General features: G+C 68.2%; 14 protein-coding genes. 7 read left to right on the top strand and 7 right to left on the bottom strand.

Features of this window, described 5'->3' with window-relative positions:
* Window positions 1-18 precede the first annotated feature (18 nt).
* Together Q8K84_RS14850 and Q8K84_RS14855 are read left to right on the top strand one after the other, a co-directional pair.
* A complete protein-coding gene (locus Q8K84_RS14850) occupies window positions 19-552 on the top strand; it encodes a hypothetical protein (RefSeq protein WP_305283487.1) in 534 nt (177 codons plus the stop codon).
* Between the two features lie 75 nt (window positions 553-627).
* The gene (locus tag Q8K84_RS14855) at window positions 628-1,008 is read left to right on the top strand and encodes a hypothetical protein (protein WP_305283488.1); all 381 of its coding nucleotides are present in this window, start codon (window positions 628-630) and stop codon (window positions 1,006-1,008) included.
* A gap of 60 nt (window positions 1,009-1,068) precedes the next feature.
* Here the strand turns inward: Q8K84_RS14855 and clpB are convergent, their stop codons facing one another.
* A complete protein-coding gene (clpB, locus tag Q8K84_RS14860) occupies window positions 1,069-3,651 on the bottom strand; it encodes an ATP-dependent chaperone ClpB (protein WP_305283489.1) in 2,583 nt (860 codons plus the stop codon).
* 215 nt (window positions 3,652-3,866) lie between these two features.
* Between clpB and Q8K84_RS14865 the strand changes: the two genes are divergently transcribed.
* Window positions 3,867-5,147, top strand: a complete 1,281-nt coding sequence (locus tag Q8K84_RS14865) for an OmpP1/FadL family transporter (RefSeq protein ID WP_305283490.1) — start codon at window positions 3,867-3,869, stop codon at window positions 5,145-5,147.
* A gap of 24 nt (window positions 5,148-5,171) precedes the next feature.
* Here Q8K84_RS14865 and Q8K84_RS14870 read toward each other — a convergent pair whose 3' ends face one another.
* Genes Q8K84_RS14870 through Q8K84_RS14885 form a run of 4 tightly spaced genes read right to left on the bottom strand, consistent with a single transcriptional unit; the run spans window position 5,172 to window position 7,548 of the window.
* Complete coding sequence (locus Q8K84_RS14870) at window positions 5,172-5,600, bottom strand: DUF1178 family protein (RefSeq protein ID WP_305283491.1); 429 nt, start codon at window positions 5,598-5,600, stop codon at window positions 5,172-5,174.
* Window positions 5,597-6,430 (bottom strand): carbon-nitrogen hydrolase family protein, encoded by an 834-nt coding sequence (locus Q8K84_RS14875; RefSeq protein WP_305283492.1) that lies wholly within the window; start codon window positions 6,428-6,430, stop codon window positions 5,597-5,599. Before Q8K84_RS14875 ends, Q8K84_RS14870 begins: the two co-directional genes overlap by 4 nt.
* A 19-nt stretch (window positions 6,431-6,449) precedes the next feature.
* Window positions 6,450-6,707 (bottom strand): glutaredoxin 3, encoded by a 258-nt coding sequence (grxC, locus tag Q8K84_RS14880; protein WP_305283493.1) that lies wholly within the window; start codon window positions 6,705-6,707, stop codon window positions 6,450-6,452.
* Window positions 6,708-6,765: 58 nt separating this feature from the next.
* On the bottom strand, window positions 6,766-7,548 hold the full coding sequence (locus Q8K84_RS14885) for a ComF family protein (RefSeq protein ID WP_305283494.1): 783 nt from the start codon (window positions 7,546-7,548) through the stop codon (window positions 6,766-6,768).
* Here Q8K84_RS14885 and Q8K84_RS14890 point away from each other — a divergent pair.
* The gene (locus tag Q8K84_RS14890) at window positions 7,547-8,461 is read left to right on the top strand and encodes a methyltransferase domain-containing protein (protein ID WP_305283495.1); all 915 of its coding nucleotides are present in this window, start codon (window positions 7,547-7,549) and stop codon (window positions 8,459-8,461) included. The two genes, Q8K84_RS14885 and Q8K84_RS14890, sit on opposite strands and share 2 nt — an antisense overlap.
* Before the next feature lie 4 nt (window positions 8,462-8,465).
* Here Q8K84_RS14890 and Q8K84_RS14895 read toward each other — a convergent pair whose 3' ends face one another.
* Together Q8K84_RS14895 and mutT are read right to left on the bottom strand one after the other, a co-directional pair.
* The gene (locus tag Q8K84_RS14895) at window positions 8,466-8,699 is read right to left on the bottom strand and encodes a Flp family type IVb pilin (RefSeq protein WP_305283497.1); all 234 of its coding nucleotides are present in this window, start codon (window positions 8,697-8,699) and stop codon (window positions 8,466-8,468) included.
* Entirely contained in the window at window positions 8,615-9,022 is a 408-nt protein-coding gene (gene mutT / locus Q8K84_RS14900) for an 8-oxo-dGTP diphosphatase MutT (protein WP_305283498.1), read from the bottom strand. Before mutT ends, Q8K84_RS14895 begins: the two co-directional genes overlap by 85 nt.
* Window positions 9,023-9,334: 312 nt before the next feature.
* Between mutT and Q8K84_RS14905 the strand changes: the two genes are divergently transcribed.
* From Q8K84_RS14905 to Q8K84_RS14915, 3 genes are all read left to right on the top strand, one after another.
* Window positions 9,335-10,762 carry a DEAD/DEAH box helicase gene (locus tag Q8K84_RS14905; RefSeq protein WP_305283499.1) on the top strand — a complete coding sequence of 476 codons (1,428 nt, stop codon included), beginning with the start codon at window positions 9,335-9,337 and terminating at the stop codon, window positions 10,760-10,762.
* An 85-nt stretch (window positions 10,763-10,847) separates the two neighbouring features.
* Entirely contained in the window at window positions 10,848-11,399 is a 552-nt protein-coding gene (locus Q8K84_RS14910; protein ID WP_305283500.1) for a biliverdin-producing heme oxygenase, read from the top strand.
* 163 nt (window positions 11,400-11,562) lie between these two features.
* Window positions 11,563-14,082 carry an HWE histidine kinase domain-containing protein gene (locus tag Q8K84_RS14915; RefSeq protein WP_305283501.1) on the top strand — a complete coding sequence of 840 codons (2,520 nt, stop codon included), beginning with the start codon at window positions 11,563-11,565 and terminating at the stop codon, window positions 14,080-14,082.
* The last annotated feature ends 2 nt before the right edge of the window (window positions 14,083-14,084 follow it).

A 14,084-nucleotide genomic window follows, 5' to 3' on the forward strand; every position in this document is an offset into this window, starting at 1 on the left:
CTTAATTATGGTCGCCTCATGTCCAAGCTCCACATCATGGCGATCTCCGCCACGCTCGCCCTGGCCACGGCCTGCGCCCCCACCATGGGCCCGCCCCCTCCGCCCCCTGGCATGGGAGCCCCCTCGCCCACCGTCTTCCGTCAGGAGGACTTCTCCTGGTCGGCGGTGCCCGGTCGCAACACCATCGATGGGCGGTTGACCTACCGCCAAGGTGCGACCCGCTACACCTGTTCAGGGGCTGGGGTGGTGCTGACGCCGGAGACGCCCTGGACCCGGCGACGGATGAGCATCCTCTATTCCTCGCCCGAAGCTGCGGCCCTGCCCGCCGACGAGGTGCGCGCCCGTACGCCCTCAGCGCCCAATGACGACTACTCATCCTTTGTCCGACGCAGCACCTGCGATGCGGCTGATCGGTTCAGCTTCTCCAACCTGCCTGACGGGGCCTGGTTCGTCATCACGGTGGCGCGGCCCTCGGCCGGGGCTGGCGAAAGCGTGGCCATCATGCGCCGGGTGGTCACCCGCGGCGGCCGGATTAGCCCCATCGATTTGTAGGCCCTCTGACGCAGGCGTGAGCCTGGATTTCGCCCGTCGCTGGAACCCGGCGGCGGGCGTCGTCCTTTCTGAACCATGGCCTCGCTTCCTAAAACCCCCACCGCCGCCCGCCCCACCATCTATGCGCTTGGCCTGGCGAGCCTCGCCATTGGGCTGATCAAGACCGCACGCCCGGCGGCCATCGCCGGCCGCACCGGCCTGGGCGAGGCCTCGATGGTGCGCACCCTGGGACTCCGTGAAATGTCGGCCGGCGCGGGCCTGTTGCTCGACGGCGGCGACAAGCGCTGGCTGGTCGCCCATGGGCTGAACATCGCAGGCCAGGTCGCTGTACTGCTCAAGGCGCGGCCCTCTAACCGGCGGGAGTGGCAGGGTCTGGCCCTGTTCTACGGCGTCCTGCTCGGTCTCACCCTCGCCGATGTCTACGCCGCAAGGCGTCTGGCCCAGGCGGAGCGCTGAGCGAGAAACGCCCTCCCTGCGAACAGGAAGGGCGTGGGTCTCCAACAGGACGCCAGGGCCTCAGTGGACCTGAGCGCGGCCGATCACCAGGCCGTCGTCGCTGGCCTGAACATCAATCACGGCGCCGTCCTCCAGATCGCCGGCCAGCAGCTTGCGGGCGATGGGATCGATCAGCGCCTTCTGGATCACCCGCTTCAGCGGCCGGGCTCCATAGACCGGGTCATAGCCCTTGTCCCCCAGCCAGGTCATGGCGGAGGCGTCGAGGGAGAGCGCCATGCGGCGGTCGGCCAGCATCTTTTCGACCCGATGCAACTGGATGCCGACGATGTTGTCCATCTCCGCCCGGCCCAGCCGCTTGAAGAGGATGATCTCGTCGATCCGGTTGAGCAGTTCGGGCCGGAAGTGACTACGAACCACCTCCATGACCATCGGCCGGACCGCCTCCACGGGCTCGCCCTCGGCCTGGGCGGCCAGGAACTCCGAGCCCATGTTCGAGGTCATGATGATCAGGGTGTTGCGGAAGTCGATCGTGCGGCCCTGGCCATCGGTCAGCCGCCCATCGTCCAACACCTGCAGCAGGATGTTGAAGACGTCCGGATGGGCCTTCTCGACCTCGTCGAACAGAAGCACCTGATAGGGCCGGCGGCGGATCGCCTCGGTCAGGGCGCCCCCCTCGTCGTAGCCGACATAGCCCGGAGGCGCGCCGATCATACGGCTGACCGAGTGCTTCTCCATGTACTCGCTCATGTCCAGGCGGGTGATGGCCTGTTCGTCATCGAACATGAATTCGGCCAGCGCCTTGGTCAGCTCGGTCTTGCCCACACCCGTCGGGCCGAGGAACAGGAAGGAGCCGATGGGGCGGTTAGGGTCCTGCAGGCCCGCGCGGGCGCGGCGCACAGCGTCGGAGACGGCGGCGAGCGCCTCCTCCTGGCCGACCACCCGGCCGCGCAGATAGTCCTCCATGGACAGCAGCTTTTCGCGCTCGCCCTCCAGCATCTTGTCGACGGGCACCCCTGTCCAGCGGCTGACCACCGCGGCGATCTGCTCGGCGTCGACCACCTCGGGGCTGACAGGCTCCTCGGCCGCCGCCGTCTCGGCCTGGGCCAGGCTCCGCTCCAGGGGCGGAATTTCCCCATAGGCGATTTCCGAGGCCCGCTGCAGGTCGCCCCGACGCTGGGCGGCGACCAGTTCGGCGCGCAGGCGGTCCAGGGCCTCGCGGATCTGGGCGGCCGAGCTCAGCTTGTCCTTTTCCGCCTTCCAGCGGCCGGTCATGCCGGCGGACTCCGCCTCCAGCTCGACCAGCTCGTCCTCCAGCTTTTCCAGGCGCGCCTTGGAGGCGGCGTCGGTTTCCCGGGTCAGGGCCTCGCGCTCGATCTTCAGCTGGACGATCCGGCGGTCGATCTCGTCCAGCTCCTCGGGCTTGGAGTCCACGGCCATGCGCACCCGGCTCGCCGCCTCGTCCACCAGGTCGATGGCCTTGTCGGGCAGGAATCGGTCGGCGATGTAGCGGTTGGAGAGGGTGGCGGCGGCGACAATGGCGCTGTCGGAAATCCGCACCCCGTGGTGGACCTCGTACTTCTCCTTCAGGCCGCGCAGGATGGAGATGGTGTCTTCCACCGTCGGCTCGGAGACGAACACAGGCTGAAAGCGCCGGGCGAGCGCGGCGTCCTTCTCCACATGCTTGCGATACTCATCAAGCGTGGTGGCGCCGACGCAGTGCAGTTCGCCCCGAGCCAGGGCGGGTTTGAGCAGGTTGGAGGCGTCCATCGCCCCCTCGGATTTACCGGCGCCCACCAGGGTGTGCATCTCGTCGATGAACAGGATGATCGAGCCCTCGGCGGCGGTCACCTCATTCAGGACGGCCTTCAGTCGTTCCTCGAACTCCCCGCGATACTTGGCCCCAGCGATCAGGGAGCCCATGTCGAGGGACAGTAGCTTCTTGTCCTTCAGGCTTTCAGGCACGTCACCATTGACGATGCGCAGGGCCAGGCCCTCGACGATGGCGGTCTTGCCGACGCCGGGCTCGCCGATCAGCACGGGATTGTTCTTGGTGCGCCGCGACAGCACCTGGATGGTGCGGCGGATCTCCTCGTCCCGGCCGATGACGGGATCGAGCTTCTGGTCCCGGGCGGCCTGGGTCAGGTCGCGGGCATAGCGCTTCAGGGCGTCATAGCCCTCCTCGGCCGATGCCGAGTCGGCGGTGCGGCCCTTGCGGACATCGGTGGCGGCGCTCTCCAGGCCGCTGGCCTTGGCGCCGGCGCTCTTCAGCGCCTCAGCGGCCTCGCCCCCTTCGGCGGCGATGGCCAGCAGCAGTCGCTCGGTGGTGACGAAGGCGTCGCCGGCGGTCTTGGCGTCGGCCTCGGCCTTGGCGAACACCCGGGCGCTCTCGGGCGCCATGTAGAGCTGGCCTGAGCCGCCCTCGACCTTGGCCCGTTTGGCCAGAGCGGCCTCGACGGCGGCGTCGGCCTCGTCGGGACGACCGCCAGCGCTCTGGATCAGGGCGCGGGACAGCCCGTCCTTTTCCTCAAGCAGGACCTTGAGCAGGTGGATGGGCGCGAGCTGCTGGTGCCGGCGGGCGAGCGCGAGGCTCTGGGCCGACTGGATCGCCTGTTTGGCGCGATCAGAATAAACGTCGATGTTCATGGCATCCCCTCGTTAGGCGGACTGACGAGGTCCTGCCTTGAGCAAGCGCAATCCCCGTCGGCACCAGATGTAGGTGTGACACTTCGGCCACACAAGCGAGCCGCCCGCCTTTCTTGCCTGCCGTTCGGGAAACCAATCCGCGCCCCCCGCCTTCCCCACCCTTCAACGGGGCCGTCGGCGCCGTTCTGAATTCTGAGTGGCGTGGAGATAGGCACATGAAAAAGGCTCTGGTGTTGGCGCTGGCGGGCGCGACGGGGCTGGCCAGCCCAGCGGCGGCTGGCGGTTTTTATCTGCAGGAGCAGTCGGTTCGCGGCGCTGGCCGCGCCTTCACGGGCGAGACCGCCGATACGGGAGTGGCCTCCCTCTGGTGGAACCCCGCCGCGATCGCCCGATCGCCGCGAGAGGTTTATGTGGGCGCCCACGCCATCTTCGTCGACGCCCAGGTGAACAATGATGGTTCGACCATCACCTATCCGGGCGGCGTCACCGCGCCGGTCGGCGGCGAACCCCGGGCCTTCAATCCCATCCAGAGCGGGGTCGCCCCGAACTTCGCCATCGCCACCCCCGTGGGCGACCGCTTCGCCCTGGGGCTCTCTGTGGCCGCGCCCTACAACTTCACCACCGAATACCGCGACAACGCCTGGGCCCGCTATGACGGGCTCGAGTCAGGCCTGACCACCGCCGACGTCCAGCTGACCGGCGCCATGCAGGTCACCGACTGGCTCGATCTCGGCGCCGGCGTCAGCGCCCAGTACACCCGGGCGACTCTGTCGACCGCCTATCCAAATCTGGCGCCCGGCGCGCCCGATGGGGTGTCGCAACTGAAAGGCGATGGTTGGGACTTCGGCTGGTCCGTGGGCGCCCAGGCGCATTTCGACGCCCTGACCTTCGGAGCCAGCTATCGCTCGGCCATCGAGCATGACCTGGAAGGGGACGTCCGCTTGGTCGGCCTCGGGGGTCCGCTCGCACCGTTCAACACTGACACAGCCGGATCGGCCGTCTTCTCGACCCCGTGGATCGCCACCCTCGGCGCCCGCTGGCAGGCGACAGAACGGCTGGCCCTGAACGCCCAGGTCAATCGCATCGGTTGGAGCGAATTCGACACCATCGAGGTGACCTCGACGGCGGTCAACCAGACCCTGCCGCAGCGCTACAAGGACGTGACCACCGGCGGCGTTGGCGTGGACTACATGGTCAATCCCCGCCTGACCCTGCGGGCCGGGGCGCAGTACGACCCCACGCCCACGCCCGACGATCTGCGCACCGCCCGGGTGCCGGACGGCGACCGCTGGCTCTATGGCGTCGGCGCCACGGCCCGGCTGACCGACAGCCTGCAGATGGATGCGGCGGTGTCCTACATCACCTTTGACGAGAGCCGGATCAATCACGACACCACCTTCTATGAAGGCACGCCCGCGCAGACGGTCACCCGCCTGCGGGGCGACGTGAACGGCGAAGGCGCCATCCTGTCGCTGGGCCTACGCAAGACCTTCTAGGCCTGTACCGGCCCTGTGATCCGCTCAGTTGACCTCGGTCTTCTTGGGCGGGTCCGGCGGCAGGGGCGCCACGGGAACCCCGTCCTCCACCAGGGCCTTCACCTCGGCCGGGGTCGCCTGGCCATAGATGCCCCGTTCCTCTGAGCGACCTTCGTGGATCGCCCGGGCCTCCGTAGCGAAAGCGTCACCGACATCGTCGAAATTGTCTTCGACGTGCCGCCGCACCTTGCTGAGCGCCTCCATCATCACGGCCCTGGCCTGAGGCGGGAGATCAGGGGTGTTGCGTTTGGTGCCGGCGACGGCGGGCGCCATGATCTGCTTGCGCACCTCGACGGCGCCACAGACCGGACAGGACAACAGGCCCTGGGCCTGTTGGGCGTCAAAATCGTCAGAGGCGCGAAACCAGCCTTCGAACTCATGGCCGTGGTCACAGGCCAGGGCGTAGCGGATCATGACAAGGGCGCCGGGCCGGTGAAGTCACGGGCGTTGGCCAGGGCCGGAATCGCCGCCCGCGCCTTGGCCACCTCAGTCAGGTCCAGGTCGGCGAACAGGACGCCGGGCTCATCGTGGTCGAGCTTGCCCAGCACCTCGCCCCAGGGCGCGATGGCCAGGCTGCGGCCATAGGTGCCGCGACCATCCTCATGGAAGCCGCCCTGCGCCGGCGCCAGGACGAAGCTGCCGGTCTCAATGGCCCGGGCGCGCAGCAGCACCTCCCAATGGGCCTGGCCGGTGGGGCGGGTGAAGGCGGCCGGCACGGTCAGGATCTGCGCCCCAGCCAAGGCCAGGGCCCGGTGCAGGGCCGGGAAGCGAATGTCGTAGCAGATGGTCAGGCCCAGGACCGCGCCCTCTGCCCGCGCGATGACGGCGCGGTCGCCCGGCGCATAGACCGCTGATTCCCGGGCGGTCTCGCCGCTGGGCAGATCGACGTCGAACATGTGCAGCTTGTCATAGGTGGCCGCGATCTCGCCCTGCGGCGTGATCAGGGCGCTGCGGTTGGCCGCCTGACCATCCTCGCGTCGCACCAGGGCCGAGCCGATCAGCAGGCTGACCTGCAGCCGCCTGGCCGCCTCCCGGAGACCCATGACCACCGGGTCCGCCTCCAGCGAAGTGAGCTGCGGCGCCAGGAGGTCGCGATCCTTCTGCAGGATGTTCGTCCCCTCCGGCGTCAGGATCATGCGCGCACCGCCTTGCGCAGCCCGACTGATCAGCGGGATGACGTGATCGAGGGCCGCGGCGTGGCTGGCCGGGGTCCGGGTCTGGATGAGGGCGACGCGCAGGGTCATGGGGTCAGCACCGACCGGCCTAGGCCTGGCCGAGCAGGGCGTCGAGCTCGCCGGCCCGTTCCAGGTCCATCATCTCGTCGCAGCCGCCGATATGGCGATCACCGATGAAGATCTGCGGAAAGGTGTTCCGACCCGAGCGCCGGTTCATCTCCTGGCGTTTCTCAGGATCGAAGGCGGCCTCGATCTCGGTGAACTCGACGCCCTTCTTCTCCAGTAGCGCCAGGGCGCGCACGCAGTAGGGGCAGAAGGGCTTGGTATAGAGGGTGACGTTTGGCATGGCTGGGATAAGGGGCGTCCAGGTTGAAATGTCCAGACCTGGGCCGTAAGGCCGCAGGTCATGAGGGAGTGGTCGCGGCTTTCACCCGCGCGACCACGGCGAGATCGACGCGTGCTGCGCCTGCGGCGAGCAGGGCCCGCGCGCAGCCTTGGGCTGTGGCGCCTGTGGTCAGAACGTCGTCAATCAGCAGGATGTTGCGACCGGCCACCTGATGGGCCCGTCCGGGCGGGACGGCGAAGGCGCCGGCGACGTTGCGTTTGCGCCCTGAGCCAGACTTCCCGCCCTGGCTTTCGGTGGCCCGGCGGCGGACCAGGGCGTCTGGCAGATAGGCGCGGCCCCGCAGGCGGGCCAGGCCCCGGGCGATCTCGGCGGCCTGGTTGAACCGGCGGGAGAACAACCGCCCGCGGTGCAGAGGAACCGGGACCATGGCGTCGGCCTCCTCCACCAGCGCGTCGGCCGCCCGCGACAGCCAGCGCGCGAACAGCGGCGCCAGGTCCTGACGGTCGGCATGCTTGAACTGCAGGATCGGATCGCGGGAGGTCTCGTCATAGAGACACGCCGCCCTCGCCCGCCCGAAGGCGCGCGGACGCGCCTCGCAGGCCGCGCACCGCGCTCCTGGGCCCAGGGCGTATTCGAAGGGCGCGCCACAGCCGTCACACACAGGACCGTCGATGAAGGTGATCTTCATCCAGGCCTCGGTGGAGAGCCCGGGCGACAGGGGTCTTGGCCCCGCATCCAACGCCAGCGGCGGAAACACCAGGTCCAGAAGCCCGCGCCCAGCCGATTTCAGCCGCAGCCCTGGTTTCCAGACGAGGCCCGACAGGCCATCTTGCAGGCTCATGTCACCTGCTCCCCCCAAACTCTTCGACCGCGCCCTGGTGCGCAGACGCCTGGCGCGCGCAGCGCCGGGTTTCGACCAGGCCGACTTCCTCCACCGGCGCGCCGCCCAGGACGCCGTGGAACGGCTGGAGGCGATCATGCGCGACTTCCCCCTGGCCGTCGATCTCTCGGCGCGGCGCGGCGCGTTCGCCGAAGCCCTGGCGCAAAGCGACGCGCGGCCACGCATCGGCGCGGTGATCGAAGCCGATTTTTCCGGCGCCATGCTGGCCGGCCGGACGGGACCCCGGCTGGTGGCCGATGAGGAGCGCCTGCCCTTCGCCCCCGGAAGCCTGGACCTGGTGGTCTCCACGCTCAGCCTGCACTGGACCAATGACGTGGTCGGCGCCCTGATTCAGATCCGGCGAGCGCTTAGGCCAGACGGGCTGTTCATCGGCGCCTTCTTAGGCGGTTCGACCCTGTTCGAACTGCGCCGCTCGCTGATCGACGCCGAGGCCGAGCTGACTGGCGGGGCCGGCAGCCGCGTCTCCCCTTTCGCCGATGCCTCCGACGCCGCGGGCCTGTTGCAGCGGGCAGGGTTCGCCCTGCCGGTGGCCGATGTGGACCGGGTGAGCGTGCGCTACGACCATCCGCTGAAGCTGATGGCCGACCTGCGCCAGATGGGGGAGACCAATGCTCTGGCCGACCGTCATCCCCGGGGGCTGACGCGGCAGGTCCTGGCCCGGGCCTTCGAGCTCTATCAGGAACGGTTCGGCGAGGCCGACGGCCGCATCCCGGCCACCTTCGAAATCCTCACCCTCACCGGCTGGGCGCCCCACGCCAGCCAGCAACAACCCCTGAAGCCCGGCTCAGCCAAGATGCGCCTGGCCGAAGCCTTGGGCGTCGAGGAGAACCCGCTGCCGCGGGAGGAGGATTGAGCCCTCAGCCTAGGGCGTCGGCGACGCTGATCAGCAGGTCGTAGATCTGGGCGCGCAGGGCGCCGGCGGCGGTGATGATGACAAGGCCGAGCAGGGCCGCCAGCAGGGTGTACTCGATGGCTGTTGCGCCGGAGTCGGCCTTGGCGAACCGCTTCAGACCAGATCGCGCAGCCAGGCGACCAGCGGCGCGTCGGCCGGCGGCATCGGATAGTTCCGGAGCTCGTTTGGCTTCACCCATGCGAGGGCCTTGTGTTCTTTCGCGGTGACGAACCCGCTCCAGCGCCTGCACAGATACAGTGGCATCAGCAGGTGAAAGGACTCATAACCGTGGCTGGCGAAGACAAAGGGGGCCAGGCAGGCATTGGTGACCTGAATGCCCAGCTCTTCGTCCAGCTCGCGGATCAGGCAGACTTCCGGAGTCTCTCCGGCCTCGACCTTGCCGCCGGGAAACTCCCAGAGACCGGCCAGTTGCTTGCCCTCTGGGCGCTGACAGATCAGCACCCGGCCATCAGTGTCGATCAGGGCCGCGGCGGCGACCAGCAGGAGGGGTTTCTCGCTCATACACCCTCCATTCCCGCCCTGGACCAGGAATGCAACAGGGCTGGACATTCGCCACGGTCACAGGTGGCGCTGACGACTGTGGGTTGACTTCGCACCTGCGAAAGCCGATGTGTGCATTGCGCCCTGATTGGCGCTATCGGTGCTCCAGCCCGCGTGAGGGCCTCCTGAAACGGGGGTTCGGCCTGTTGAGCGCCCTAAGAGATCGCATAGATCGCCCCGCCACGCGGGGGCTTTCCCCAAACTGACCCGCGTCCAGCGACCCTTGCAGAGCAAGAGGCCGCGTTCGGCGCACTCCGAAAGACTGTAAGTCACTTGACCCAATTTTCTGAACTCGGCCTGGCCAAACCTTTGCTGAAGGCCCTGGCCGACCAAGGCTATGAGACCCCGACCCCGATCCAGGCCAAGGCCATTCCGGGCGTGCTCTCCGGCCGTGACATCCTGGGCATCGCCCAGACCGGCACCGGCAAGACCGCCGCCTTCGCCCTGCCGATCCTTCACCGCCTGGCCGCTGATCCCAAGCCCGCGCCCCGTCGCGGCTGCCGGGTCCTCGTCCTGTCGCCGACCCGCGAGCTGGCCACCCAGATCGCCGAGAGCTTCCGCACCTATGGCCAGCACCTGGGCCTGACCGTCACCGTGATCTTCGGCGGCGTGAAGTATGGCGGCCAGATGCGCGCCATGGCGCCGGGCGTCGACGTACTCGTCGCCACCCCGGGCCGCCTGATCGACCATCTGGGCGAAAAGACCGTCACCCTGCAGGGCGTCGAGACCTTCGTGCTCGACGAAGCCGACCAGATGCTAGACATGGGCTTCATCCTGCCCATCCGCCGCATCGTGAAGCACATCCCCGCCCAGCGGCAGAACCTGTTCTTCTCCGCCACCATGCCGACCGAAATCGGCAAGCTGGCCGGTGAGCTGCTGAAGGACCCGCTCAAGGTCTCGGTCACCCCGCAGGCGACCACCGTCGAGCGCATCACCCAGAAGGTTCTGTTCGTCGAACAGACGCGCAAGCGCGCCCTGCTGGCCGAGCTGTTCGCCGAAAAGGACTTCAAGCGCGTCATCGTCTTCACCCGCACCAAGCGCGGCGCCGACCGGGTGGCAAAGAGCCTGGAACAGGGTGGCGTGGAAGCCTCGGCCATCCATGGCGACAAGAGCCAGGGTCAGCGCGAGCGGGCGCTGGCGGACTTTAAGGCCGGCAAGATCCGCGCCCTGGTGGCCACCGACATCGCCGCCCGCGGCATCGATGTCGACGCCGTCAGCCATGTGGTTCAGTACGAGCTGCCCAACGTGCCGGAGGCCTATGTCCACCGGATCGGCCGTACGGCCCGGGCCGGCGCCGACGGCTCGGCCATCGCGTTCTGCGCTGATGACGAACGTAACCTGCTCCGCGACATCCAGAAGGTGACGCGCCAGACCATCCCGTCCTTCGACCGTCGCAACGACAAGGGCCTGGCCCTGATGACCAAGGCCATCGCCGATGTCACGCCGGAGGAACCCCGTCAGGCCTCGGGTCGCTCGCGCGACCCGCGCAATGACGTGCCCGCCGCCCTGCGCCAGACCCGGGGTCGTCGTCCCGACCAGAACCGTGGTGGCGGCGAAGGCCGTGGCGGCGGTCAGCCCCGTCGTGATGGCGCCAAGCCAGCGGCCCAGGCCGCCAAGGCCGGCGCCGCCGGCGGCGGCGGCGATCGCTTTCGTGGTCCCAAGCGCGAAGGCGTCGCCAAGGCCTGGAGCCCGATTGACTAGTTAAGTCTGATGCGACCGCGGGCGGCGACCCATTCGCCGCCCGCGCGTTGGTCCTGTGACATCGACAGGACCCGTGACGACTTCCATGACTCTCAGAAACACCCTGCGCGCGGCGACGCGCCAGGATCACGACCGCGTCGATCGGTTGGGCGCAGCCTTCGACCTTGCGCGGCCCGCCGATTATGGCGCCTTTCTCCAGGCCCATGCTGCGGTGCTCCCCGCGTTCGAGGCCAGCCTCGACCTGGCCCCGCCTGAAGACCTTCCCCCTGACTGGCCCCAGCGCAGGCGCGCTCAGGCCCTGGCCGCCGATCTTGCCGCCCTCGGCCTTGGCCCAGCTCTAGCGGCCTCCCAAGCCACTCTCCCAACCCGTCCAACGCGCCTGGGCGCGCTCTATGTGCTGGAGGGCTCTCGCCTCGGGGGAGCGGTCCTTCGCCGTGCCCTGTCAACCGCGCAGCCGGCCGCGCCGGACGCCTACCTCGCCCATGGGGAGGGCCTCCTCCTGTGGCGAAGCTTCCTGCGCTGGTTGGACAATCAGCCCCTCGACGCCGAGGAAACCCAAGCCGCCATCCTGGGCGCCCGTCAGGTCTTCAGCGCCTTTGAGACCGCCTTTGAGGCGGTTTCGGCGCCTGTGCGATAGGCGCCTGGCCAAGTCAACCGGGGGCGGCATTTCGGCTCAGTTAGTCCGCTACCCGACAGACTCCGGCACGCCTTTGCTGTTGCATGGGTGGTGAAGCTCCCGCCGACGCAGCTCCCCCGTTCGCGTCCCCCTTCCCCTTGGATACGAGATCGAGTTCGCGGCCTTGTCCGATGTCGACCTGACGAATTGCGACCGCGAGCCCATCCACCTGCTGGGCCAGATTCAGCCGTTTGGTTTCCTGCTGGCGGTGACCAGCCAGTGGACGGTGGCGCACGCCTCAGACAATGCCCCCACCTATCTCGGCGACGCGGCCGAGGCGCTGATCGGCCGGGCCCTCACAGATGTCCTGGACGGTCATGCCGTGCATGAGATCCGGGGTCGCCTGCAGACCATGCGGGGCGCCGACTCCGTCGAACGGGTGTTCAACCTGCCCCTGCGGGCCGGCGGCGAGCCTTTCGACGTAGCTGTCCACTATTCCGGCGACCTGTTGGTGATCGAAGCCGAGCCAAGCCGAACAGACTCCTCGCTTGAGGCGGCCTCGGCGGTGCGGTCCATGGCCAATCGGGTGGCCGAGCGAAAAACCATCGAGGACATTGTCCATGAAGCCGCCAGGCAGGTCCGCGCCCTGACCGAGTTTGACCGGGTGATGGTCTATCGCTTTGATGCCGACGGCGCCGGCGAAGTGATCGCCGAATCCGTGCGCCCCGGGGTGGGATCGTTCCTGGGACAGCACTATCCGGCCTCCGACATTCCCCAACAGGCCCGCGCCCTTTATGAGCGCAGCTGGCTGCGCATCATCGCCGACATCGACGCAGAGACCCCCAAGGTGCGCCCCGCGCTCGGTCCCAGCGGGGAGCCGCTGGACCTGTCCATGTCCATGCTGCGCGCCGTCTCGCCGATCCATATCGAATACCTGCGCAATATGGGGGTGGGCGCCTCGCTCTCGATCTCCATTCTGCGCCAGGGCAAGCTCTGGGGGCTGTTCGCCTGCCATCACTATGGCCCCCACCACATCTCCTACGAGCGGCGCACGGCGGCCGAGCTGTTCGGCCAGATCTTCTCCTACATGCTGGAGAGCCGCGAGCAGGAGGTTGAGGTTCGCCACGTGGAGCGAGCGCGGAATCTGCACGATCGGCTCGTCAGCTCAGTCGCCACCGCCTCGGGACCCGAGAGCCTCACGCCCTATATGGCGGAGCTCTGCGGCCTGGCGGGGTGTGATAGCGTAACCGTGCGGATCGGCGGTCAAACCATCAGCCACGGGGTCGGTCTTGCGCCCGAGCGGTTCCAAGAGCTCATCGCCTTCCTGGACGCCCGCCCGGCCACAGGGATTTTTCATACCCATCATCTGGCCGCTCACCTGCCAGCCGCCGAAGACTGGCGGGAGGCCGCGGGCGTCATCGCCGTGCCGCTGTCGCGGGAGCCGGGCGACTATCTGATCTTCCAGCGCGCCGAAATCCTCCGCGAGGTGGCCTGGGCCGGGGATCCGAACAAGACTGTGACCTTGGGCCCCCTGGGCGCGAGGCTCACCCCGCGCCAGAGCTTTGAAACCTGGAAAGAAACGGTGCGCGGCCAGTCGCGACCGTGGTCAGCCTCGGAGCTGGTGGCGGTGGAAAGCCTGCGCCTGACCCTGCTGGAAGTGGTCATGCGCCTGACCGACCTGGCCACTGCCGAACGGGGCAAGGCGCAGCACCGGCAGGAAGTCCTGATCGCCGAGCTGAACCACCGGGTTCGCAATATCCTTGGCCTTATCCGCGGCCTGATTTCCCAGAGCCGGGATGGCGCCGCCGACGTCCAGCAGTTCTTCGAGGTGGTCTCGGGTCGGGTCCAGGCTCTTGCTCGGGCGCATGACCAGATCACCCAGCATCAATGGGGTCCGGGCTCCCTGCGCGAACTGATCCGCAGCGAGGCCGACGCCTATCTGGCCGCCAAGGCCGACCGGCTGGTTCTGTCGGGGCCTGACGTGCAAATCGAGCCCCAGGCCTTTTCGACCCTGTCCCTCGTGATCCATGAGCTGGTGACCAATTCAGCCAAGTACGGCGCGCTGTGTGACAGTCGCGGTCAGGTGCATGTGAACTGGAAGACCGACGCATCAGGCGCCCTCGACCTCGCCTGGCGCGAAGAAGGCGGTCCAGTGGTCCAGATCCCGACCCGGCGGGGTTTCGGATCGACCATTATCGAACGCTCCATCCCGCACGAACTGGGCGGTGAGGCGAACGTCGTCTTTGATCCGGCAGGCCTTCAGGTGACGCTGCGGGTGCCCGGGCGCTTCGTCGTGGAAGCCGCGACCGTATCCCCAGGCGAGGCGGCGCCAACCGTCCCCGAGGCCCGGGTCGCCGGGCCTGACCACGTGCTGGTGGTGGAAGACAACATCATCATCGCCCTCGACCTGGAGGGCGTCCTCCTGAAGCTCGGCGCGAACCAGGTGAGCCTGGCCTCCACCGTCTCCGCCGCCCTGGACGCCATCGTTTCGGACCGACCAGACTTCGCCCTGCTTGACCTCAATCTCGGCGATGAAACCAGCCTGCCCGTGGCCGACCGGCTGAAGTCCGAGGGTATCCCCTTCGCCTTCGGCACCGGGTTCGGCGATCAGGCCGAACTGCCAGATCACCTGTCAGGCGTGACCATCATCTCGAAGCCCTATTCCGAGAAGGCCCTGCGCGAGACCCTGACCCGCCGGGCCTGAGG

The sequence above is a fragment of the Phenylobacterium sp. genome (assembly GCF_030679875.1).
In the GTDB taxonomy this organism is placed as follows: domain Bacteria; phylum Pseudomonadota; class Alphaproteobacteria; order Caulobacterales; family Caulobacteraceae; genus Phenylobacterium.

Bases quoted from the DNA above. Each gene is read 5' to 3' on its own strand.
- Q8K84_RS14865 (WP_305283490.1), top strand. From the start codon at position 3,867: ATGAAAAAGGCTCTGGTGTTGGCGCTGGCGGGCGCGACGGGGCTGGCC.
- Q8K84_RS14870 (WP_305283491.1), bottom strand. From the start codon at position 5,600: ATGATCCGCTACGCCCTGGCCTGTGACCACGGCCATGAGTTCGAAGGC.
- Q8K84_RS14875 (WP_305283492.1), bottom strand. From the start codon at position 6,430: ATGACCCTGCGCGTCGCCCTCATCCAGACCCGGACCCCGGCCAGCCAC.
- Q8K84_RS14895 (WP_305283497.1), bottom strand. From the start codon at position 8,699: ATGGGTGAAGCCAAACGAGCTCCGGAACTATCCGATGCCGCCGGCCGA.
- mutT (WP_305283498.1), bottom strand. From the start codon at position 9,022: ATGAGCGAGAAACCCCTCCTGCTGGTCGCCGCCGCGGCCCTGATCGAC.
- Q8K84_RS14885 (WP_305283494.1), bottom strand. From the start codon at position 7,548: ATGAGCCTGCAAGATGGCCTGTCGGGCCTCGTCTGGAAACCAGGGCTG.
- Q8K84_RS14850 (WP_305283487.1), top strand. From the start codon at position 19: ATGTCCAAGCTCCACATCATGGCGATCTCCGCCACGCTCGCCCTGGCC.
- clpB (WP_305283489.1), bottom strand. From the start codon at position 3,651: ATGAACATCGACGTTTATTCTGATCGCGCCAAACAGGCGATCCAGTCG.
- Q8K84_RS14855 (WP_305283488.1), top strand. From the start codon at position 628: ATGGCCTCGCTTCCTAAAACCCCCACCGCCGCCCGCCCCACCATCTAT.
- Q8K84_RS14910 (WP_305283500.1), top strand. From the start codon at position 10,848: ATGACTCTCAGAAACACCCTGCGCGCGGCGACGCGCCAGGATCACGAC.
- Q8K84_RS14890 (WP_305283495.1), top strand. From the start codon at position 7,547: ATGTCACCTGCTCCCCCCAAACTCTTCGACCGCGCCCTGGTGCGCAGA.
- grxC (WP_305283493.1), bottom strand. From the start codon at position 6,707: ATGCCAAACGTCACCCTCTATACCAAGCCCTTCTGCCCCTACTGCGTG.